Raw genomic sequence first — 21,752 nt, forward strand, 5'->3', positions numbered from 1 at the left:
GGTTTATTAAGTGGTAACGGTAGATATGATTTCGAGATTGTCCAGGCCAACAGACCGACCAAGTCGGGACAATTGCATTTTTAGAATCGCGTTGTTCTCGAGGGTCAACACGACTTTTTTATATTCATCTTTTTTGAACATTTGAAGGCAGCCTTCCAGAAGAGGAACAATCTCCGGAGCAGTAACATTCAACTTTTTGCAATCGATGTTCAGGTCATACTCCTTGGTGTTAAGAGGAGCGATCGTATCCTGATATGCCGAGATGGAACGCAAACCGTCTTCTTGAGAGAAAGAACCCTCCAGTTCAATGTTTAACACCTTGTTCGGAACGTCAGTCTTAAGAATGAAATTTCCCATGTTTGATCTCTCTCCTTTAAATGAGTTAAGGCTATCCTGCTAATGGATACACAGCCCCATAGGACCTCTGTTGAAAGCTTCTAAGATGAGAGCTGGTTCGAAGGATAATTTAACCATATTATAAAGGTAGGAATGTAAAAAGATCAATAAAAAAGTCGAATCATGTATAAAAATGTAGAAAAGTGAATTACTGTATTTCTTCCAAGGTAGCAAGCAAAATATTAAATGCGCTAATAATGCGTGGAGCACCCACACAGGGTGCCAGATGTAGCAATATTCCCTTGAGCTGATCCACCGTTACTCCCACGCTCAGAGCCATCGTGTAATGTACCCCCAATTGTTCATACTGTCCTTGGGTGATCAACGAAGAGATGATAGCAACTTCCTTCCATTGATCCGTAATCGTGGTGCGCTGAAAAATATCCCCGTATGCTGTCCCCATAATAAATTCCGACAATTCGGGAAAATGTTCTTTGATGGGGGCAAGGGCTCTTGCGCCGTACTCACCAGAAAGTTTTGCGAAACGGTCTAGTCCCTGAGCTACATGTTCACTCATGATATGCTCCTCCTAATTCAAAGTTACGGTGCGGTGAGCCGTGGGTGGAATTTCATCTCGATCGGTCAGAAGCTCAATAACCGTTACCTGATTCAACGTCTGAGCTGTGTTCAGCGCAGATGAGAATTCAGCAAGGGTTTCTGCTCGAAACGCAACCGCACCGAGAGATTCGGCAAATTTGGCAGCATCCATAGGAACTTCATATAATGTGCCATCAATTCTGCCTGTTGTTTTTTCCATTCCTTTGAGTGCCATGTCCAGTTGTTTGTTATTAACGACAATGAAGATGACATTCAGATTGTTGCATACCGCGGTATTGATCTCCGTCCCCAGCATCATGAAACATCCATCCCCGGTGATACATACAACGGTCTCTTCAGGTGAAGCGGCCTTTGCACCTATCGCCATACCAATGGCGTTACCCATGCAGGCAAAGTACGCGTCAAACACAAAGCTGCCTGGTTTTTTGACTTTATATCGCTGGACCGCATGAAATCCATGGCTGCCATCATCAACAAACAGCTTATGATCGTAAGGAAGAAGTTCGCTCATCCCGTCCAGTACAGAAGCCAGAGACAGGCGGGGCAAATCTGGTAATGGGACAGTGTAATCCATGGGTGTCGTGGTTCTCTCAGAAGTAGGGAGGTCTTCTAATGTGCCCAGCAAATATTGCAGGTTGTCCTTCAAATCACCGGTGATATGTAAGGTTTGAGCGCTCAGAATCTTGCCTACAAACGTAGGATCAGCGTCAAATTGAATGAGGTGTACCGGATGATGTTCAGGCTTCAGATTGCAGAGGGTCATGTCACTCAGACGTGAACCGAGTACGATATAAAGGTCACTTTGGTTCAACATGTCGTCTGCATGCGGGAAACCTCCAACACCACAAGGTCCATGGTATAGGGGATGGTCCCACGCAATCGCTCCTTTTCCACCAGGAGTAGTAATGACGGGAATGTTGAACGATTCAGCCAAATGAAGCAATTCATCATGGGCTCTGGCGCGACTTACACCTTTACCAGCAATAATTAAGGGACGGTTGGATTGCTCAATGAGAGGAAGAATGCGATTCAGATTAGATACGCTAAGCAGAGGTTCCGGTTCGGGAATGACAATCCGGCATTGGGATAACAACTCGGTCTGTACGTCAAAAGGAATACAGAGGTGAACAGGGCCTTTATTAGGGCCGAGTGCAATGGAAAGGGCGTGATTCAAAAGTGTGCCGAAGTGATCTCCACGCTCAACCAGTTTGCTGAATAGCGTAGCAGGCCTGAACATCTCAGCCAGATCAGCCAGATAGGAAGAGGAATCCTGGCACTGGGGTAGCCCCAGTTCCTGAATGGATTGATGGCCCGTAATAAACAGTACCGGCAGATTGTTGGCCTTTGCATGGGCTGCTGCAGTAAGCAGATTGGTTCCGCCTGGACCGGATGTGGCAAAGGCAACGCCGAGTTTACCCGTCTGTAATGCATAACCGGATGCGGCAAAACCTGAGCTGGATTCATGACGGCCTGGAATGAACTCTAATCCGTAATCCACCATTTTCAGTACAGCAGGACAGATGGATTTACCAATAATACCAAAGACATGAGTAACGCCTAGATTACGCAGAGTTTCTGCCAAATAGTCCGCAACTGTTCTCATGCGGGACACCTCGCTTCATGAAATAGGTTATTAGAACCATACGCATATTCCATTTGTTGAATGCAAGTTACTGTCTAAGGTTGTAAGAGGAAATATTCATTGTTATTAGGAAGAGTATCTTTTTTTGTGGTTTTTTGTCAACCTGTTTTTGTGAGTCTAAATTCCTGATTCTTAAGTTGGTAACGCTTTAAGTGTTGCTGGATAAAGTAAAAATAATTGGTTATATATCCCTGCAACGAATTACCCAATCGCAACAAAGTTACAAATAATGTAAAATGATGACTGTAAATGATGAATTTCAGCCACAAATAGCGACTTGAAAGCTTGAGATTTATCTTTTTTCGTATCAACGCATCATCGCATTCGCATTTCTTTGCTTTCTGCTATACTGGAAAGGAATTGGGAGGGGATGGAATGACAATCATCAAGATGGCTCTGATTGGGCTGGGTAAAATGGGACTACATATGGTTCATCTAATCGAGAATACAAAGATGGATACAAAGATTGAGATTGTAGCGGTGTGTGATGCGAATGAGGACGGTTTGGCGTCTTTTGCAGCTTCTCATCGGGGAGTTAGGACGTATACGGATTACAAGCAATTGATGAATGAACATCAGATTGATCTGTTGTATATTGCAGTTCCGCCGAAATTTCATTATCCGGTTGTCATGGAAGCGCTGGAGCGCAAAATTCATGTGTTCTGCGAGAAACCGCTTGCCAATAGTGTAGAAGAAGCCAAAGAGATGCTGGATGCAGCGGAGCAGGCGGGCATTGTTCATGCCATCCACTTCTCGATGCCGCATGAACTTTCTGTGCTGAAGTTGCAAGAGATGATCGAGCAGGGTACTGTGGGGGCAATTCGCAAAATAGATCTCATTTTGCAATTCCCGCAGTGGCCACGATCATGGCAACAGAATGCATGGATTACGAGCCGGGAACAGGGTGGATTTATTCTTGAAGTGGGAATTCACTGGATTCATATGATTCAAAAGGTGTTTGGTGCCATCCGGGTAGTGAGCACTCAGGTTCAATATCCTGAGAATGGAGACTGTGAACTCGAAGTACAGGCTGCAATGGAATTGGAAGACGGGACTCGAATTCAGCTAAACGGCATCTCTCAATTTGCGGGGGAAGAACGTGTATCCATGGTGGTGTACGGTACGAAGGGCACGATTGCTCTGGAAAATTGGGAAGAATTGAAGACGGGTCGGGTGGGACAGCCACTGTCTCGAGTAGAAGTGCTTGAATCCGCCAGTGAATTGCCAGTTCTGAAACATGTCATTGCCCGTATACAAGGCAAACCAGCTAAAATATATGACTTTAACGATGGGTATCAGGCACAATTGATACTGGAAGCGTTGCGAAATTAAATAATGTGACTAACTCCATTAGCGTTTCTATTCCAAAAGGAGGTTCTTTGTCTTTAAATCAACAAGATATGTTTTCAGAAGTGGATAGTTTCGCTCAACTACAATATAAATAATATACTTTCAAGGGAGTGAAGCAGATGGGGGCAAAAAAATGGCCTTTCTATATCATCATCCTACTCATTCTCTCAAATTTGACTGTAACCTATATGCTTTGGAATTCGAACACTCAGTATGATCGACTTCAGGACAAAATGAATCAATCTTTCACAACGTATGCGGAGAATATTCAGGATCAATTGCGAAAAAATGCTGAACGGGGTTTGGAGGAAGAAATCTACCAGTATCAAGCGGAAGCTTCCAAATTAAATGCGGTAGCTACAGGAACAACCTATTATCGTGAGCAGTCGTTAGTAAGTAATGTTTCTATGAATCTTGAACGATTTTTTAGAGATTACCCACGTTACCAGCATAAGTTGACTGTGTCAGAGGTAGAAACTTTACAGGGGTTGTTATCGGAGTGGATTACGAAGCCTGTAGATTCAGGCACGAATAACAAGCTTAATGATTTTCTTGTTTTGCAAAAATAAAAATAACGAGCATTCCTCTTCAAATACGCCCTTGGAGTTGAGGAGCGTTCACTCTGAGGGTGTTTCTATATGCTTCTGAAATGGAATGAAAAAAGATGATTTCTGTAAATACAGAAATCATCTTTTTCTTTCAACTCAGCCGTATCAGCAAGAGTTTTACTTAAGCTTGAATCGCTTAACCAGCTGATCAAGTGCATCGGACATTTCATTCAACTGCTTGGACGTGTCAGACATTTCCTGCAGAGAAGCAAGCTGTTCCTCCGTCATCGCAGATACTTCTTCCGTGGCTGATGCAGTATCCTCCACAACAGCCGATACTTCATTGATGGACTTCATCACAGCCTCACTACCGGAAGTTAACTCTTCGACAACAGCAGATACCTCCATAATTTCACCACTAAGGTTATGAATATGCTGAGTAATGGTTGAAAAAGCATTACCTGCATCCTCAATGGTCCGCAATCCTTCATTCACATGTAGAGTGCTCTCATCAACCACCTGCACCGTACTTTGAACACCTGTTACCACGGTTTCCAATATACTTGTAATCTCTTTGGCTGATGTTGCACTTTGGTCTGCAAGATTACGGATTTCCGCGGCAACGACAGCGAAGCCGCGTCCATTTTCCCCAGCGCGGGCAGCTTCAATTCCGGCGTTAAGTGCAAGCAGATTGGTTTGTCTCGCAATACCCGACATTGAATCTGCAATGTTGATCACTTGATCAGACATCTTCGAAATTTCATTAATGGCTTCCTGTACAGAGCGGAAGGATTGTTCAATGGAACTCATTTTACCTACAGCATTATCAATGCGCTGTTGGCCATCCACGGCAATGGATTCGGTACGAACTGCACGGCCTGCCACGTCACTTGCCGAGGAGGCGACACGATTAAGCCCGTTGAGGGATTGCTGCATCGCAGCTACCATGGTTTGCGTAAGAGTAACCTGTTCATCAGCGCCTTCAGCGACGCGTTCCATGGCAGTGGCAACTTCTTTTCCTGCAAGATGGCTATCGGCAACCCCTTTATCCAATCGATCCGAAGCTGTGCTCAGAATCATGGCATTGCTCTGAACGTCCAGCATCATTTGCTGCAAACCAGTGAGCATTGTATTGGCTGCCTCCGCAAGTTCACGAGTTTCGTCTTTCATTGGCGTAGCGATTCTCAGTGTCAGGTCACCATTGGAAGAACCGATGTCATTTAATGCCTGTTTTACGGTACGAATGTTTCTAACAATGGCACGTGACAGGACCAATGCAGTAATGAACGAGATAATGGCCACAACGATAAGTGCGCCATACAGTTCCAGATTCAGTAGTGTGTTTTTTTGCTTCAGTGCTTCTGTGCGGTTATCGGTTAACGTATGCTCGTTGGTTCGAAACGTATCGAGAGCAGTCCGAATCTGGTCCATGTCTCTTTTACCTGGATCATCTGCGAAAAAATCTCGAATGGCCTGCGTATTATTGGCTTGGCGAAGGGCGACCATAGGTTCACCAGCGACTTGGACCCAGTTCTCCATATTAGTATGTATGTCTTCCAAAAGTGCAAGTTGAGCCGGATTATCCGAAATTAAAGCAGCAAGTTCATCTCTTAGTGTAATAAGTTGCTCTTTTCCTTGGGTGTAGGGATCGAGATAATTGTCCTGACCCGTGATGATGTAACCACGTTGACCTGTTTCCATATCTACCATGTTTCTTTCGAGTTCATAGGTGAGGGCGTGTACCCTCATATCGTGATCGACCAGAAAATCCAGTTCCCGTTGGAGCTGACTTGTGCTGTTCTGAATCAGCAGGATGCAACCAGCCAGTACAGCCAGTACGAGTAAATATCCTAATCCTATCTTATAAAAAATCTTAAAGGTCTTACGCTTTTTCATGTTTGTTATTCCTCTCTATGGGGTATATGTAGTTGTCGAAAAAACCGGAAATGTGATAATTATAGGTCTTTAGATTAGGTGTCTAAAGCACTATTTTTTTAGTATTATACGTAAAGAAACTTCTTTTGTATATAGTTTGTTTAACTACAATATAACGTTTGATTAATGCTGTATAAGGTTGGGGATGATGATGTTTTACAATCGTTGGTTTACACGTTGAAACGTTATGTTTATCATGGGAAGGGAACGATTCCAATTACATATACAATATCCCAATCCGAAAGGAACATTGGACATGAATAAAGAGAAGGTATTGCTCAAACCGGAAGCGATGATTTTTGACATGGATGGTACGCTGTTCCAGACAGAGACCCTGTTGTTGCCAGCATACCAGCAACTATTTGATACATTGCGTGCCGAAGGGCACTTTGAAGGAGAAACTCCACCCGAGGAACGGATGCTGGGAAGTTTGGGCATGTTGCTCGAAGATATATGGAAAGTGGTTATGCCTGAGGCATCGGAAGCGGCACATCGCCGGGCAGACGAACTGTTGCTTCAACTGGAGATTGAGGGGCTTGATCAAGGAAGTTCTCAATTGTATCCTGGGGTGAAAGAAACGCTGCAAGCATTAAAACAACAAGGAGTGCGTCTTTTTGTCGCAAGTAATGGGCTGGAGGACTATGTGAAGGGTGTGGCGTTTGCACACGAGATTATGCCTTTCTTTGAAGGGGTATACAGTGCAGGCCAGTACAAGACTCCTTCCAAAATTAATCTGGTGCAGATCCTGCTTGAGAAACATCGTATTCAGGACGCATGGATGGTAGGGGATCGCTCTTCTGATGTGGAAGCTGGTAAAATGAACGGTCAGGCGGTCATCGGCTGTGCCTATGCCGGGTTCGGACGTGATGAGGAGCTTGCGGGCTCAGATGTGCTCATCTCTGATTTTACAGAACTGCTGCGTCTGTATGATGAAGCAGAGTAGTCTCTACGCTGTATACGTTTACTGAGATTTAAGATTACGAACCGCATGATATGAACCTGTAGACTCAACGGAAATTCGTTGAATACAGGTTTTTTTGTTTGGTCATGCAGTCACATTCTCCCCTGTAGAAAGTTGATTTCCCTATCCCGCTTTCCTTCATATTCCCTCTATACTTCATTCAAAAGCTATAGGGGGTCCGATTCTGGTGAAACCATCCAAAATACATGCCTATATGTTCATCTTTCCAAGTCTTTTTTTAACTGTTGTATTCGGGATCTATCCGCTGTTATGGGCGCTGCGTTACATGTTCTATGATTATCAAGGCATCGGGACGCCTGTCTTTATTGGGCTTGACAATTTTGGACGCATTTTGCGTGACGGGCAATTCTGGGATTCTGTAGGCAACACGGGTGTGTATGCCCTGGGCAAACTCGTCGTTACGATTCCACTGTCGTTAACTCTGGCGATTATTCTGAATCGTAAATGGAGAGGTCGATCCCTCTTTAGGGCGATCTATTATCTTCCCACTATTTTCAGCGCTTCGGTCATGGCGATTGTATTTTTTATTATTTTCAACTCCTATAACGGAATATTGAACCAATTGCTGCTTAAGTATCATGTGATCTCCGAATCCATTAGCTGGCTGGGGGCTGAACATGCCATGTTAACAACCATCATCATCGCCATCTGGGGGGCTGTGGGCAACTATATGTTGTTGTTCATTGCGGGTCTTCAGAGCATTCCTGAAGAGCTTTATGAGGCGGCATCGCTGGATGGAGCAAGTGAGTTTCAGAAACTGCGGAATGTAACGATTCCGTTGCTGGGTCCTGTCTTGCAGATGATCATCATGCTGGCAATTACCACGGCGCTGAAAGGTTACGAGAGTATTATGGTGCTGACCGAAGGGGGGCCATATGGCAAAACAGAGGTGATGTATCTGTATTTGTTCAAACTGTTGTTTCCCGTGTCGGCTGACACACAATCACTCCAGCAGCTCGGTTATGGCAGTGCAGTCGGTTTTACAACGGCTCTCATCGTAGGGGCTGTGACGCTCATTTATTTCCGGATATCCAAAAAGCTCAATGATGTCTATTAAACTGAAAAACAGACTTTTTGAACACGTATAAAATTAATCAGGAGGAAACGATGATGACTCAAAAAGTACTTGCGCCCTCAGGGTCTCCCCAACTCATTCGCTGGACCAAACGAACAGTACTTTGGCTGTTTTTGATCGCAATCGCTCTGCTGTCGCTGTTCCCCATCATACTTGTATTGCTCGGTTCCTTCAAAACAAACCAGGAATTAACCGGAGGAGCTACCATCTGGCCGAAGATTTGGCAGTTCTCCAACTATGCTCAGGCTTGGAAAACCGCCAATTTTTCGGGTTTTACCATTAACAGCGTGTTTGTTAGCATCAGTACAACAGTTGGCACGCTGCTGGTAGCTTCGATGTCAGCCTACGCTGTGGATCGAGTGAATTTCAAAGGGAAAAAGGGGTACACCCTGCTCATGGCATCTACTCTGTTTATTTCCATAGGCGCAGTTGTGCTGCGTCCGCAATTTGACCTCATGGTCAAGCTGGGGCTGAATACCACGTTGTGGGGCGTTATTATTATACTGATCAGCGCACACGCTGCCACATACTTTATTCTCATTGGTTTCTTCAAGAGCATCCCGCGCGAACTGGATGAGGCGGCGATGATTGATGGCTGTAATTTCTTCACCACATACTGGCGCATTATTCTTCCGCTCCTGCGGCCCGGACTCGCCGTTGCAGGTCTGGGTGTATTCCAGAGTTCATGGAATGAATATATTCTTCCTTTTGTGTTCACCATGAGCAATCCGGACTTGCAGACTTTGCCGGTTGGGCTGGCTAATCTGCGATATGGCATCGGAGCTGCAGCTGAGGTCCAACTGATGATGGCCGGAGCCTGTCTGTCCATTTTGCCGCTGCTCATCGTTTATATTTTTGCCAACAAATCATTCATGCAAGTGACCTTGGGAGCTGTGAAAGGATAGGCGTGAGCACAATCATGGAAACGGTTTTACGGGTTATTCCACTGTGCTATACTCATTTTAATTCACAGCGGACGGGCCAAGCCGTGTTCAAGGAGCGAGCGCCGATGATATTCGACTTTTATAAAATGTCCCTGAAAAAAAGAATACAGCTGCTGTACATTTTTCTCGTGGTCTTGTGCATCAGTGTGACCGGGATATGCTCTTATCTCTTTGCTGCACGAAGCATTGAGCAGAATGCACTTGAACTGAAACAAAGCATTCTGAACAAATCAGTGCAGGTTATGGATGAACATCTAAGGCACATTGTTGTATCCTCTTTTTCTTTTATGCTTAATGAAACGTTCACCCAGGTCATGAAGGACGTTGGAAAAAATAAAACATCTCATTATTATCAGAATCTCTCGCTGCTGCAAACATCGTTTGCTCAATTGAAGCTCGTAGAGCCACTGATTGATACCGCATATCTGAAAACACCTATCGGTGATTTTTTCTCAACCAAAGATTTTCCGAATCGCAATAACTCGTTCGACAGGGAATACGGACGCTACGTGAAGCTGCAAGGCTGGAATACGATGTGGTTTGGTTCACATCAGAGTCAGTTATTTCAATCCCGAGGAAATGTGTTATCTCTGTTGCTCAAACCCATTGTGATCGATAATCATACCTATTCGAATGTATATATGGTCGTCAATATGAAGGAAGAGGCGATGCGAGACATTCTGACGCAGGATCTCATGAATAACCAGATTCAACTGTTTTTGCTGAACAAAAACGGAAATGAAGTCATTCGGCCCAGGTCCCGAAATTACGATTTCATTATGGAGCCTGACTTTACACAACAGTTTAGCCGTGACGATGCTGGGGATTTCACCTACAGGAACGATCAGGGGGAGGACATGCTTGTTAACTATTCGGCATTGTCGATGAACGAGGATTGGGTCATGGTAAGTGTACAGTCCAAGGCTGACTTGTTGTCCCCCCTCCAAAAGATACGCTGGCTGATCATCCTGATCATGTTGTTTTGCATTTTGCTTGCACTCGGGTTGTCCAAGCTGCTGGCCTCCGCTCTGCTGAAGCCACTGAACAAACTGCGACGCTTGATGGTTGAGGTGGAGTCTAATGATCTGGATGTACGGTTTCGCAGCAAGTATGACGATGAAGTCAGCGCTGTAGGGCATCGTTTCAACCGGATGTTGGACCAGATTCAGATTCTGTTTGAAGAAGTACGGACAACGGAGCAAGATAAACGGCGGTTTGAAGTCAAGGCGCTTCAGGCGCAGGTTGATCCTCATTTCCTCTACAATACGCTTAATACGATGTTCTGGAAAAGTGAGAGCGGAGAGAAGAAGGATGTAAGTGAGATGATCGTCTCCTTATCCTTATTATTCCGTCTGGGCCTGAATGATGGTAAAGACATCACCAGTGTGGAGCAGGAGATCAAACATGTCGAACAATACATGCAGCTTCAGCAAAAATGTTACGAGGATCTGTTCGTTTATCGGATTGAGGTGGGGGACCCCTCTTGTTACGCTGTTGATATTTTAAAAATATTACTTCAGCCCTTGGTCGAGAATTCCATCCTGCATGGATTCAATGACAAAGAAGATTTGGGCGTTATCCTGATCCGCATTGATCGTCAGGGTGACACACTACGGCTGGAGGTGGCTGACAATGGATGTGGTATGGATGTAGCCGGCATCTATGCTGAGGATGTTCCTGACGGGGGACGCAAAGGTTATGCCCTATCCAATCTCCATGGCAGATTAAGCCTGCACTACGGGGATGTGGCCTCAATTGTATTTCATAGCAGTACAGATGTGGGAACAACGGTTGTTATCACGATTCCGATCACCTGAGGAGGGGCAGTATGGGCCAATTGACGATGTGTGTTATGGATGATATCCAGGCAGTTGTAAAGGGCATATCTTCAACTATTCCGTGGGAGGATCATCAGGTTCGGATTGTAGGCACGGCGGGCAATGGAGAGCGCGGTTGGTCCTTGTTGCTGGAGCAGCAACCCGACATCGTGATTAGTGATATCAGGATGCCCAAGCTGAGCGGGCTGGAACTAATGAAGCGGGCATTGGATGCCGGACTGCGAGCCAAATTTATTTTCATCAGTGGTTATTCTGATTTTCAATATGCACAGGAGGCCATCAAGCTTGGTGCATCCGATTATTTGCTCAAACCGTTTACCCCTGAAGAAATACTAGGTGCGGTGTTGAAGGTAAGACAGGTGATTACGGAAGAGCAGGCACAGTGCAAACAGTTGGAACAGTTGGAGCAGAAGGTGGAGAGTAGCAGCCAGTACGAGCGTCACAGCTATCTCCTGGGCTTGTTGCGTCATGAAATCGGGGGCTTCCTGAATGAAAGTCGCTGGAACGAGCTGCACATTGATCTCGATTCATCCAATCTTCTCGTCATGGTCATCGAGGTGGATGGTTATACGCGATATGGATACACGATGCATCTGGATGCCGAAATCGTTCCTTTTGCGGTCCAAAATATTGTGGGAGAAACCTTAAACCGCTATACCAAAGGCGTTGTTTTACGGGAAAACCGATACCGGCTTGCAGCCATATTTAACACACCAAGCCAGATCGACGTCTCTGAGCTACTGGAGCAATGCCGCCAAAATGTGGAGCGATTCAGCAAAAAAACAGTCTCGATTGGTGTTGGTACGATTGCCCGCAGACCACAGGAAATCTGGACGTCCTACGCACATGCAGATCAGGCGATATCCTATCGTTTTTACAGTGAAGGAAATTGCATCCTCCAGTATACTGAACTGGAAAATCAGGCCTGTGTGGCTCCGGTATATCCTTTGGAGAAGGAGAAAGAGCTTTTTTACGCACTCAAATGTGGTAATGAGAGCACCTGTCACCGCATCATTGATGAAATTCTCGAAGAATGGCAGGTCTCCGAAGGATTTCCCGAGCCGCTCACGATGATTCGTTTGCTGTCTGGACTGGCTTTTGCCATCTACCGTGCCTTTTGTGATGAGATTACAGCAGAGGAACGCTTGCGTCTGGAGGCCGACCTGACAGTGCTTGAGGCGATGCGCTCCTTGACGTTTGAGGGCTGGAGGGGATATATCAAACATTTTAGCAGTATGGGTTGCGAGATTATGGACAAAAAACGACTCACCGATGTCAAACAGGCGATTAGCAAAGCCCAGGAATATATCAGTCTGAATCTTGCAGAGAATCTGACGCTGCATGCCTGTGCCCAATCCGTACATTTAAGTCCGAGTTACTTTGCCAATGCCTTCAAAAAGGAAACCGGCATAACGCCGATTCAATATATTACTAAGATGAGGATGGAAAAGGCCAAAGAATTGCTAGTTGCAGGTGTACAGGTGCAAGAGATCTGCCAGAGGCTGGGTTATGAGGACAGGCCTTATTTCAGCGGTTTGTTCAAGAAATATTGCGGCATGACGCCAACCTGCTTCCGACAAATGTATGAGAATTGAAACCGATACGGAACGTCATTTTTCCCACCATGCAAAGTCAGAATGTCCCTCACCTCCATGAAAGCGTAGCGATTATCATTACGTTAACGGATAACCAAACGGGTTGTCCAGACAAGCATAAGGGGGCATATCAATGGTTAAAAAGTGGATGGTGACTACGCTAAGTGCATTGCTGGCGCTAAGTTTGGCAGGTTGTTCTGCTGACAGTGGTACTTCGGCAAATAGCGAATCGGGGACCAGCGGGGAGAATTCCGGAGGGAAAACCAAAATCATATATTGGACACCGGACCGCCATGATGCTGATTTTATGAAATCCAAGATCGATGAGTTCAACCAGACAAACAAGGACAACATTGAAGTGGAGATGACCGTGATGGGGGACAACTATCCACAGGCGGTTGATATTGCTTTTGCCAGCAAGCAGGCACCCGATGTGCTGCAAGTTAATGATTTTCAGACGTATTATCAGAAGGGGTATCTCGCCCCGATCGATGGATACATGAGTGATGAGATGAAGGCCGTGTTTAAAGACAGCTTGATTGAGAATAAAAACACAATTGATGGAAAAATATATTCCCTCCCCAATACAGGGCAGGTCTGGCGGCTTGTGTATAACAAAGATATTTTCAAAAAGGCAGGGATCGAGAGTCCGCCAAAAACGTTGGCTGAGATGGTTGCGGATGCCAAAAAAATTACCGAAGTTGGTAAAAGTGAAGGCATCTATGGTTTTGCCAGCCCGTTCAAGAGCAGCAGCGGTTTCTGGAGAGCAGCCAATACGATTGCAGGTGCAAGCAATAATGTTGGTATTGATGGTTACAACTACAAGACTGGCCAATTTGATTTTGGGATGTACAAGGATATCGCAATGGCACTTCGTCAGATGAATCAGGATGGTAGCATGCTGCCAGGTGTTGAAAGTCTGGACATCGATCCGCTCAGAGCCCAGTTTGCTCAAGGTAAAATCGGAATGTACATTAACCACTCCGGTGAACCAGGTGTATATAAAGATCAGTTTCCTACAAAAGAAAATTGGGCAGCCGCTCCTGTACCAACTAATGATGGAACGATCAAGGGCGCTTCGCAAGTCATCGGGGGCTCCTACATCGGCATCAATGCAGATTCTGCCAACAAGGAAGCGGCATGGAAGTTTATGGAGTATGTGTATAGCACAGATCTTCAGAGTGAGTATTACGAAAAAGGATATGGGATTTCACTGATTCCTGCTGTACTAAGCTCTGGTAAAAAACCAAGCATTCCGGGCATTGAAGGTTTCCTGCCCAAACGTTATGATGCCATTTTCCCGGCAAATCCAAGTGTGGTGACCGAGAGTTCACTGGAAGGAAATAAATGGAGCGATGCATTCTCCATCTATGTATTCACGGGTGGTGATCTCGATAGTGTAATCAAGGATCTGGATACGAGATACAATGCAGCTCTGGAGAAAACCAAAGCAGCAGGGCTGACCAATATAACTGCTGATCCATCGTTTGATTCTTCCAAGCTTCAGGGTAAATTGTCCACAGAAGACTAATAAACGTTCATAGCGGCCGTGGTTTAACTACTTCGGTCGCTTATTCACAAGGAAAGGGGAAAAGAAAAATGATTATTAATCATGCGTCTATCGATGCACATATCATTAACGAAACGAGTTCCCGGAAGATCTTGGGTATCGGGGGTACATTAATGATGGTGGAGGTTACCTTTGCTAAAGGGGGTATTGGAGAAGTTCACTCCCATGATGCGCACGAGCAGGTCAGCTATATCGTCAAAGGCAGCTTTGAGGTACAGGTCGGTGAAGAAACTCGCATCTTAAAAGCAGGGGACAGCTTTTATGCCGGTTTTAACGTCCCGCATGGGGTCAAGGCACTAGAGGACTCCGTCATTCTGGATGTGTTTACCCCGTTCCGTCAGGATTTCCTTGAGGCGTCCCAATGAGCGATTTTTACCTTTCGGCAACGGATCTGCAACGGGCTGCCCAATATTATGAAAAACATTTTCCGGAAGAAGCCCGAAATTCGCTCACGATAGCCAATCGTGCCATCCTGAATGAATTTATCGTTCCTTATACCAACGATCTGAATCGCTGGATTCCGATGGGGACACCTGTGGACTGGCTTCACAACCCGACCAATGATCTGGAGTTCACATGGGGCATCAATCGACACTGGCATATGCTCGATCTAGGCAAGGCGTATCTGATGAAGGGCAATCCGCTATATGTAACAACATTTATTGACCACTTCCGTAGCTGGAGACAGCGAAACCCGGTACCTGTAAATCTGGTTTATGACGAGGCCGTGTTCTTTCAAAAGCCCGGTCCATGGCGCCTGCTGGAGACGGGACTACGTGTGCAGTCCTGGATATCGGCATATAAATATATGGAAGCAAGTTCACTGATAGACGAAGGCTTTCAAGCGGAGTTTCGACAAGGTCTGAACGAGCACGCCGAGTTTTTGACCCGTTACCTCGGCAGCACGGAAATCAATCATGCCATTATGCATATGCAAGGGTTGTTCATGATCGCTACATTCTACCACCAGCATCCGCGAAGTCCATACTGGCGTCAAGTGGCGATGGAACGTCTTGAGTTGTGTTTGCTGCATCAGTTGGGTGAAGAAGGGATACAGGTTGAACTGACAACACATTACCACAATGCCAGCATCGAAATGTTTGGCACGCCTTATCGGTTGGGCGAGATATCAGGACATCCTTTCTCGGCATGGTATGCCCGCTGTTTACGCCAAATGGCTGCATTCACCGAGGCGCTGATTCGACCAGATCATCAGTCTACCGGTATTGGTGATTCGGATTGGGTTGGTGATGGACGACAACGACTGACCCTGCTTGGAGCGATTCTGGACGATGATGATTTGATGGCTCGCGGAACAGATAGCTCGGAGTGTCTCTGGTTGCTGGGTGTGGAGAAATATGAGCGATGCCTCAGATTACAGGCTTCTTCTTCTCCGGCGTTGTCGAGTCGGGCTTTTCCGCAGACAGGATATTATGTCATGAGGGACAAGTATCAATATCTATTTTTTGATGCGGCTGCCATGGGCGGAGCACACGGACATGCGGATGCGCTGAATGTGGAGTGGATGTGGAAGAACCAGCTTTTCTTCACGGACACCGGACGTTATACGTATGAAGAAGGGGAATGGCGGCGGTATTTCAAAAGTACGCGGGCGCACAATACCGTCACGGTGGATGGTCTGGATCAGACACCTTATCTCTCCACACAGAAATGGGGTGAACCGGAGGCTCAGGCCACAACGCTACGTTGGGAGAGCAATGACAGCTATCACTTCATTGATGCTTCACAGGATGGATATACACATTTGCCAGATCCAGTTACACATCGTCGGTGGATGCTGGCAGGGGTGGAGATCCCTATACTACTAATTGTGGATTGGCTGGAAGCAGAAGCAGAGCATACGCTGGAGCAACGTTTTCACTTGCATCCGCAAGCGGATATTGCATTGAGAATGAATGAAGCTGGAGAAATGACGGCGGATATGAGCTATGAGGCATCTTCCATAACGCTGATTATGCAATGGGTTACGGCAGGCATCGGGAAGGGAGCCTTCGCGTTGACGGAGCAGCCCGGCTGGGTATCTGAGGTGTACGGTTCCAAGTCGGAAACATCGGTCATTCAGGGCAAGACTGATTTCTCGGGTAAAGTGGGTATTCTGACGTTGTGCCTGCCTGCGGATCATATTGACCAGGTTACACGTGTTACCACATGTCAACTAGAACCTGACCTGATGAGATTGACATTATCTTATGTGCAAGGTGAGGAAAAAGGGTATATTGTGATTGACAACGACACGCTGCAATGGACGAAAGAACAGAAATAAAAAACAGTGAAGCAGGAGCAGATGCTCGCACTTGGCGAACATACACTCCTGCTTTGTCTTATCCATTCACTTGACTTTCCTTTTTCTTTTTACTTTGGCGTTTTTTTGCGAAACGGGCTTGGGAATGGCTGGCTTTCTGGACGTTCCGGGAGGTCTGTTGCGATATACCCATAAGGCGTACTCCAGCGGTTGAGTGATGGCTTTATAATAGATATCCCGCTCCCCGATGCGAGCGAATACTTCACGTGCAGGTTTGGGATTAACTTCAAGCAGGTAGATACGTCCGCTTCTGTCAATCGCCAAATCCAGTGCCAGCTCACACAGGTCCCCATACGTATCTTCCAGAAACGAAGCAACATCAATGCCAAACGTTTCTGCAGTTGTGTTAATTTCTGCCCGGAGGTCGTCATCTTCGATCCATTGCTTCATGAGTCGGTTCATCGCTATTGCCTGACCGCCGCCATGCAGATTGGAGGTCACGCTTTTTTCTGCACCCATGCGTCCAGCACATCCAGTAAGCTCCCATTGTCCTTCACCGTTCTTCTGAACGAGCATGCGATAATCATGCACACGTCCATTCGGAAGCTGAAGTTGAATGCCCTTTTGTACAAGATACTTGTCTTTCATGTTCCAGTGCTGGAGCAACGCGCCAAGTCGTGATAAATGAACTTTACGTGGAGTGATGATACGACGCTTCTGATCCCGCCCCTGAACAAGCACCGTATTAGCCTCGCTACTGCTGCGTTCAATGCGCAGAATACCACGTCCGCCTGTTCCATTAATGGGTTTGAGATAGACAAGAGAAGAAACTTTGAGCATCCGGTTTACATCGGACATATCCTGAAATAGAGCGGTTTCCGGCAGGTGTTCACGAAAGTTTGCTTTTTGTAAAAGGGTCTGATGGATGGTCCATTTATTGCGCAGTGGCCTGTTCAGAAAGAGCAGATGCCCATATTTCTCACGAAAAGCAAGCAATTGCTGGAACCTTCGATTACGCTGAATCCGGCAGCGATCAAAGATCAGGTCCGGGAATGATCGCCACTCCCTGGACCAGCCTTTTCCCTCATGAAAAACCATGGCTTCAATTTGTTTGCCGCCGGGGTGTACGTCGGCTGGTGTGAATACATAGATATCGAGTCCCCGCTTGCGCCCTTCAAGAATCATTCTGCGATAAACGCTTCGTTCTTCAAGAGCGCGATGTTCATTTAAGTACAACGTCATAATGCCCAGAACAGGTGAGGACACAAACAATCACCTTCTTTTTGCAGTATTCCTGTCTGTCATCGTTTGGACTGACGGGCAAGATAAGCGCTGTAGTGAAATATACGTTCCAATGACCGCCGTCTGATCTGTGGTTCATCAAACTTCATGGGCTTTGCATTGGCTTCGAAGAACCAGAGTTCCCCCAGGTCATCAATGCCCAGATCCATGGACATTTCTCCGAGCGTGTAACCTGATCCCCGTTCTACCTGTCTTGCTATCATTAATGAAGTGGATTTCACACGTTTCATCAGGGTTGTTGACATTTCTTCGCCAAAAAGCTCAGTCAGCAGCTTCTCAGGGTCTTCTACGCTCCCGCCGCGTGGCACATGAGTTGTAATGCTGCGGGAGCCAGCAAGTCTCGCTCCTACACCGGTTACGCTCCATTGGCCCTTGGTGTTCTTTTGTACAAGAACACGCAAATCGAAGGGGCGTTTACGAGAGGATGCCAATTCAATGCCTTGTTGCATGATATAGGGCGTATGTCCGGTTTCTTTGCGGATTCGTGCCCATAACTTGGAGAGTGTAGCTGCTTTATAGGTCGTGCTTTTACGTGTGGTTTGTATTTTGAGTCGGTAGGGAAGCCGTTCTTTTTCCTGGAATTTAAGCATCATGATTCCTTTGCCAGCTTTGCCGCTCTCGGGCTTAAGGTACAGATAGGGATACGCCCGTAAAACGGCACCCAGAGAAGAAGCACTTCGCATCCGCCGAGTATAAGGGATCAGTTGCTGAGTCGATTTGGACTTCTTAAGCCATTCGAACAGATCCCATTTGTTAAAAAAGAATGGGTTATACAGTTCGATTCCTGATTGCATGCATTCGTCAATTTTGCGCTGAACGGAAGGTTTTCCTTCGTCTTCCCGGTTGGGAATACGATTGTACAGAACATGGGGAAGGGGGAAAGGTTGTGAAACCCACTTTCCACTCCCCTTGTTGTACGTATATCCTTTCACGGTGGGACCACTCACGTTCAGATCCCGCACAGTCACAATGTACACCACGTATCCCATGCTCTCGCCTGTCTGTAAGATATCCTGAAAATTTTGATGATTTCCCCTGAACATGCGCTGTTTATCATGCATGGTCAAAACAGCAATGACAGGTTTGAAATCATCATGAAGGCTCATCAAATTTCTTCCTTCTTCCGGAACTTGCTCAAATACAGGCAGTGTTCCAAGATGTGCTCCACCGACGATTTGCCCTCCACCCGGAGTGAAGGGTGACGGAAAATGGAGCGCCCGGGTTTGGCGTTCGCTTCGAACATCCATACATGTTCCTCCTGATCAATGCCCAGATCAAAGCCAATCTCACCAATCAGATGCTGGTGCTGGGTTTCAATCGCCTGGGCCAGTGTAATAGCGACGGATTTGGCCTGCTGAAGAACTTCTCCCGCACGATCGCCGAAGTTGCGACTGAGCGCCTGCTCAGGAGTCATTAGGGAGCCGCCATTTTTGATGTGTGTTGTGACGCTGCCACGTCCTGCCTTTTTGGCTCCAATCCCGACAACAACCCATTGATTGTTACCATTTTTGTGCATGTGAAAACGAAAATCAATTGGACATTCATCAATCTCAATTAGACGTATTCCCTGCTGAACAACATATCCGCGTAGCTGTTTGCCATGTCTTCCCTGAAGCATGCGCATCAGACTGTTGAAGGACCCAAAACGCAGGAGTGCATTACCGCCTTTTTTGCGATAACGTGCGAAATATCCGCGTTTGGGCGAATAAGTCAGGCGGTAGATCCCGTTCCCCAGACTTCCAGCAGTAGGCTTATAGTAGACGAACTGATGGCGTTCCAACATTTCCTTCATCTGTTCAACGGAAGGATTGGTAATCGATTCAGGGATATACCGTCCTGCTGCCGGCTCGTTCTCCAGCAACGTATAGATATCCGATTTGTTGAAGAAGCTCCAGTTGAAGAACGGAATTTTTCGGCGAACAAATCGTTCCCGCAGCTGGTTGATTGCTGGTGAGAAGTCTGAGCGTCTGCTCGGCAATCGGTTGTAGACAACATCGGGCAGAGGTACTGTTTTGCGTGTGAAGCTTCCGTTATCATTCAGGAAAAAACCCGATACCGTCTCGTTCTGCCAATTGATATCCCGAGGAGTAAATGCGTAAATGTAGGATTTACGGCTACCTTCACGGAGTAACTGTTTGATGAAACCAGTACGGGAACCGAATGGATTAGTGCTCGTCGCAGGCCCATCAGAGAGTACGCCGATCAGTGGACCTAACTGGACCTCATCATTTTGCAAATTCCGGAGATAAATACTGCCCCGTTTGGGAACGTTCATCATATTACGGATACCTGAAGCGAGATACAGATGTTTACCTGCTTTTTTGATTGGTTTGATCGTTGCAGGTACCCGGTCACGCCCGAAGCGAAGGTGCACCGTTTTTTTGCCGGACAGGTTGAGGCTCTTCATTAAAGCGTTGGATACATAAACCACTTTATCCGGTTGCTTGGTGAAATGCAGATTGCAAAAGGTCAAACTCATGATTTATCCTCCTATCCTGAAAAGATCCTTGGGCTCCATGGCAAGCGGGCGCTGCGGGCCTCAGCCGCCGTGAATCGGGATGGGTTTCAGGCCAGCTTTGCTGGATGTATTCGGCAATTTCATTGGACGAATGACGTCCGTGAGAACATGTTGTTGCAACAGATAACGGGCATAGGCAAGCGGCCGGGTATAAGTCAGGGTATGCATGCGTCGGTCGCCCGCTTCTGCGAATGAGGTGCGGCCTGGTTTGGAGTTGACTTCAATTAGCCAGAGTTGGCCCTCTGCATCTGCTCCGAAATCAAGCCCCAATTCGGCTAACCTGCCGAAACGGCTTTCCAGCAGGGTGGGGATAAGAGTAGCAGTCTGCCGGATGCTCTTCAGCAGAGTTTCCGTGCGGATTGTTCCATATCGCTGGAGCAGATATGCGTGGGCAGGATATGCTTTACCCCCACCGTGAAGATTGGACGTGAGTGAACCTTCGGGTCCTTCCCGTACCATACATCCGGTAAGCGTCCAGCGACCTTGCCCATTCTTTTGCATTAGAGCCCGTATGTCGAATGCTCTTCCATGATGGCTAAGATCCAGATATGGCTGCACGATCATCTTACGCTCAGCCTGATGTAATGCTAGCCAGGAAGATACAGCCTGGGTATGGTTGAATGTAAGAAAAAAGGGTTCATTGTCCTCGTTACGCCCCTCCACGACCCATGTTGATGGAGTCGCTCCCTGAGACAGGCGAAAGGTATTTTTGCCATGAGTCCCGGATACCGGTTTGAAGAACAGTCCTCTGGGCCAACGGTCCAGCCATGTTTCCCAAGGAATATGCGATCCTATCCGGGTTGTGGGAGCAAGTTGTGACCTCAATTCAGGATTTCGGGACAACACACGATGTACCTCCCATTTTCCTGGAAGGGAAGCAGACCAATAACGGTGTTGATCTGTGCCGTTGGTTGGTATCCATTCCTTAAGCTGTTGTCTGACGTACCTGGAGATAGGGCGAAGACAACGATCCATAATGAGATCGACTGCAGGAACAGGTACCGAATTCCACTTCCCTTGATGATAGATATATCCCCATTGAAGAGGGAGATGGACTGCATCATTCGATATCGGGATCACAATAATCTGAAGGGCGTATCGCATGCTCCCCAAACTGAGACGACGGCAGAAAAGTTCATCTGTAAAGGGAGGTGAGCCTTCGGTTGCACGTACCAGAATGGCCAGTGTCTTGGTCTGAGATGATGGAAACATTACGCTGCACCTCTCCTCTATGAA

The 21,752-nt window shown here is 46.6% G+C and carries 18 protein-coding genes; 10 read left to right on the forward strand and 8 right to left on the reverse strand.

Annotated features, from left to right (window positions below):
• Positions 1 to 6: 6 nt before the first annotated feature.
• The 3 genes from NZ043_RS18770 to NZ043_RS18780 form a co-directional block, all read right to left on the reverse strand.
• Entirely contained in the window at positions 7 to 357 is a 351-nt protein-coding gene (locus tag NZ043_RS18770; RefSeq protein WP_091032592.1) for a hypothetical protein, read from the reverse strand.
• A 187-nt stretch (positions 358 to 544) separates the two neighbouring features.
• The gene (locus tag NZ043_RS18775; protein WP_091032589.1) at positions 545 to 913 is read right to left on the reverse strand and encodes a carboxymuconolactone decarboxylase family protein; all 369 of its coding nucleotides are present in this window, start codon (positions 911 to 913) and stop codon (positions 545 to 547) included.
• 12 nt (positions 914 to 925) lie between these two features.
• Positions 926 to 2,557 carry a thiamine pyrophosphate-binding protein gene (locus NZ043_RS18780; protein WP_133384177.1) on the reverse strand — a complete coding sequence of 544 codons (1,632 nt, stop codon included), beginning with the start codon at positions 2,555 to 2,557 and terminating at the stop codon, positions 926 to 928.
• Positions 2,558 to 2,971: 414 nt separating this feature from the next.
• Between NZ043_RS18780 and NZ043_RS18785 the strand changes: the two genes are divergently transcribed.
• Positions 2,972 to 3,928 carry a Gfo/Idh/MocA family oxidoreductase gene (locus NZ043_RS18785; RefSeq protein WP_133384178.1) on the forward strand — a complete coding sequence of 319 codons (957 nt, stop codon included), beginning with the start codon at positions 2,972 to 2,974 and terminating at the stop codon, positions 3,926 to 3,928.
• 137 nt (positions 3,929 to 4,065) lie between these two features.
• On the forward strand, positions 4,066 to 4,515 hold the full coding sequence (locus tag NZ043_RS18790) for a hypothetical protein (RefSeq protein WP_133384179.1): 450 nt from the start codon (positions 4,066 to 4,068) through the stop codon (positions 4,513 to 4,515).
• A gap of 156 nt (positions 4,516 to 4,671) precedes the next feature.
• On the opposite strand, the gene NZ043_RS18795 is transcribed toward NZ043_RS18790, so the two are convergent.
• Positions 4,672 to 6,390 carry a methyl-accepting chemotaxis protein gene (locus NZ043_RS18795; RefSeq protein ID WP_339309048.1) on the reverse strand — a complete coding sequence of 573 codons (1,719 nt, stop codon included), beginning with the start codon at positions 6,388 to 6,390 and terminating at the stop codon, positions 4,672 to 4,674.
• A gap of 295 nt (positions 6,391 to 6,685) precedes the next feature.
• Here NZ043_RS18795 and NZ043_RS18800 point away from each other — a divergent pair, with 295 nt between their 5' ends.
• The 8 genes from NZ043_RS18800 to NZ043_RS18835 all read left to right on the forward strand — a co-directional run bounded on the left by NZ043_RS18800 (position 6,686) and on the right by NZ043_RS18835 (position 16,717).
• Positions 6,686 to 7,372, forward strand: a complete 687-nt coding sequence (locus NZ043_RS18800; RefSeq protein WP_047844222.1) for an HAD hydrolase-like protein — start codon at positions 6,686 to 6,688, stop codon at positions 7,370 to 7,372.
• Positions 7,373 to 7,577: 205 nt separating this feature from the next.
• Entirely contained in the window at positions 7,578 to 8,468 is an 891-nt protein-coding gene (locus tag NZ043_RS18805) for a sugar ABC transporter permease (RefSeq protein ID WP_091014599.1), read from the forward strand.
• A gap of 53 nt (positions 8,469 to 8,521) precedes the next feature.
• The gene (locus NZ043_RS18810) at positions 8,522 to 9,391 is read left to right on the forward strand and encodes a carbohydrate ABC transporter permease (RefSeq protein ID WP_339312798.1); all 870 of its coding nucleotides are present in this window, start codon (positions 8,522 to 8,524) and stop codon (positions 9,389 to 9,391) included.
• Between the two features lie 104 nt (positions 9,392 to 9,495).
• Positions 9,496 to 11,247, forward strand: coding sequence for a sensor histidine kinase (locus NZ043_RS18815; RefSeq protein ID WP_339309049.1), 1,752 nt, complete (start codon positions 9,496 to 9,498; stop codon positions 11,245 to 11,247).
• Positions 11,248 to 11,258: 11 nt separating this feature from the next.
• Positions 11,259 to 12,863 carry a helix-turn-helix domain-containing protein gene (locus NZ043_RS18820; protein ID WP_091032572.1) on the forward strand — a complete coding sequence of 535 codons (1,605 nt, stop codon included), beginning with the start codon at positions 11,259 to 11,261 and terminating at the stop codon, positions 12,861 to 12,863.
• Positions 12,864 to 12,996: 133 nt separating this feature from the next.
• Positions 12,997 to 14,394: a sugar ABC transporter substrate-binding protein gene (locus tag NZ043_RS18825; RefSeq protein WP_249911220.1), complete on the forward strand. Its 1,398-nt coding sequence runs from the start codon at positions 12,997 to 12,999 to the stop codon at positions 14,392 to 14,394.
• 68 nt (positions 14,395 to 14,462) lie between these two features.
• On the forward strand, positions 14,463 to 14,798 hold the full coding sequence (locus NZ043_RS18830) for a cupin domain-containing protein (RefSeq protein WP_249911219.1): 336 nt from the start codon (positions 14,463 to 14,465) through the stop codon (positions 14,796 to 14,798).
• Entirely contained in the window at positions 14,795 to 16,717 is a 1,923-nt protein-coding gene (locus NZ043_RS18835) for an alginate lyase family protein (RefSeq protein ID WP_249911218.1), read from the forward strand. The genes NZ043_RS18830 and NZ043_RS18835 overlap by 4 nt, the downstream gene beginning before the upstream one ends.
• Positions 16,718 to 16,783: 66 nt before the next feature.
• On the opposite strand, the gene NZ043_RS18840 is transcribed toward NZ043_RS18835, so the two are convergent.
• The 4 genes from NZ043_RS18840 to NZ043_RS18855 are packed head-to-tail and all read right to left on the reverse strand — an operon-like array spanning position 16,784 to position 21,728.
• Positions 16,784 to 17,962: a YheC/YheD family protein gene (locus NZ043_RS18840; protein ID WP_133384185.1), complete on the reverse strand. Its 1,179-nt coding sequence runs from the start codon at positions 17,960 to 17,962 to the stop codon at positions 16,784 to 16,786.
• Positions 17,963 to 17,997: 35 nt separating this feature from the next.
• On the reverse strand, positions 17,998 to 19,104 hold the full coding sequence (locus NZ043_RS18845; protein WP_091032561.1) for a YheC/YheD family protein: 1,107 nt from the start codon (positions 19,102 to 19,104) through the stop codon (positions 17,998 to 18,000).
• Positions 19,104 to 20,477 carry a YheC/YheD family protein gene (locus NZ043_RS18850; protein ID WP_091032558.1) on the reverse strand — a complete coding sequence of 458 codons (1,374 nt, stop codon included), beginning with the start codon at positions 20,475 to 20,477 and terminating at the stop codon, positions 19,104 to 19,106. Before NZ043_RS18850 ends, NZ043_RS18845 begins: the two co-directional genes overlap by 1 nt.
• Positions 20,478 to 20,537: 60 nt before the next feature.
• Positions 20,538 to 21,728 (reverse strand): YheC/YheD family protein, encoded by a 1,191-nt coding sequence (locus NZ043_RS18855; RefSeq protein WP_249911217.1) that lies wholly within the window; start codon positions 21,726 to 21,728, stop codon positions 20,538 to 20,540.
• Positions 21,729 to 21,752: the final 24 nt, after the last annotated feature.

Source organism: Paenibacillus sp. FSL k6-2145, from assembly GCF_037976585.1.
GTDB lineage: Bacteria > Bacillota > Bacilli > Paenibacillales > Paenibacillaceae > Paenibacillus.

Bases quoted from the DNA above. Each gene is read 5' to 3' on its own strand.
- NZ043_RS18775 (WP_091032589.1), bottom strand. From the start codon at position 913: ATGAGTGAACATGTAGCTCAGGGACTAGACCGTTTCGCAAAACTTTCT.
- NZ043_RS18790 (WP_133384179.1), top strand. From the start codon at position 4,066: ATGGGGGCAAAAAAATGGCCTTTCTATATCATCATCCTACTCATTCTC.
- NZ043_RS18845 (WP_091032561.1), bottom strand. From the start codon at position 19,104: ATGAGCCTTCATGATGATTTCAAACCTGTCATTGCTGTTTTGACCATG.
- NZ043_RS18855 (WP_249911217.1), bottom strand. From the start codon at position 21,728: ATGTTTCCATCATCTCAGACCAAGACACTGGCCATTCTGGTACGTGCA.
- NZ043_RS18825 (WP_249911220.1), top strand. From the start codon at position 12,997: ATGGTTAAAAAGTGGATGGTGACTACGCTAAGTGCATTGCTGGCGCTA.
- NZ043_RS18770 (WP_091032592.1), bottom strand. From the start codon at position 357: ATGGGAAATTTCATTCTTAAGACTGACGTTCCGAACAAGGTGTTAAAC.
- NZ043_RS18780 (WP_133384177.1), bottom strand. From the start codon at position 2,557: ATGAGAACAGTTGCGGACTATTTGGCAGAAACTCTGCGTAATCTAGGC.
- NZ043_RS18830 (WP_249911219.1), top strand. From the start codon at position 14,463: ATGATTATTAATCATGCGTCTATCGATGCACATATCATTAACGAAACG.
- NZ043_RS18815 (WP_339309049.1), top strand. From the start codon at position 9,496: ATGATATTCGACTTTTATAAAATGTCCCTGAAAAAAAGAATACAGCTG.
- NZ043_RS18785 (WP_133384178.1), top strand. From the start codon at position 2,972: ATGACAATCATCAAGATGGCTCTGATTGGGCTGGGTAAAATGGGACTA.
- NZ043_RS18820 (WP_091032572.1), top strand. From the start codon at position 11,259: ATGGGCCAATTGACGATGTGTGTTATGGATGATATCCAGGCAGTTGTA.
- NZ043_RS18810 (WP_339312798.1), top strand. From the start codon at position 8,522: ATGACTCAAAAAGTACTTGCGCCCTCAGGGTCTCCCCAACTCATTCGC.
- NZ043_RS18795 (WP_339309048.1), bottom strand. From the start codon at position 6,390: ATGAAAAAGCGTAAGACCTTTAAGATTTTTTATAAGATAGGATTAGGA.
- NZ043_RS18835 (WP_249911218.1), top strand. From the start codon at position 14,795: ATGAGCGATTTTTACCTTTCGGCAACGGATCTGCAACGGGCTGCCCAA.
- NZ043_RS18800 (WP_047844222.1), top strand. From the start codon at position 6,686: ATGAATAAAGAGAAGGTATTGCTCAAACCGGAAGCGATGATTTTTGAC.
- NZ043_RS18850 (WP_091032558.1), bottom strand. From the start codon at position 20,477: ATGAGTTTGACCTTTTGCAATCTGCATTTCACCAAGCAACCGGATAAA.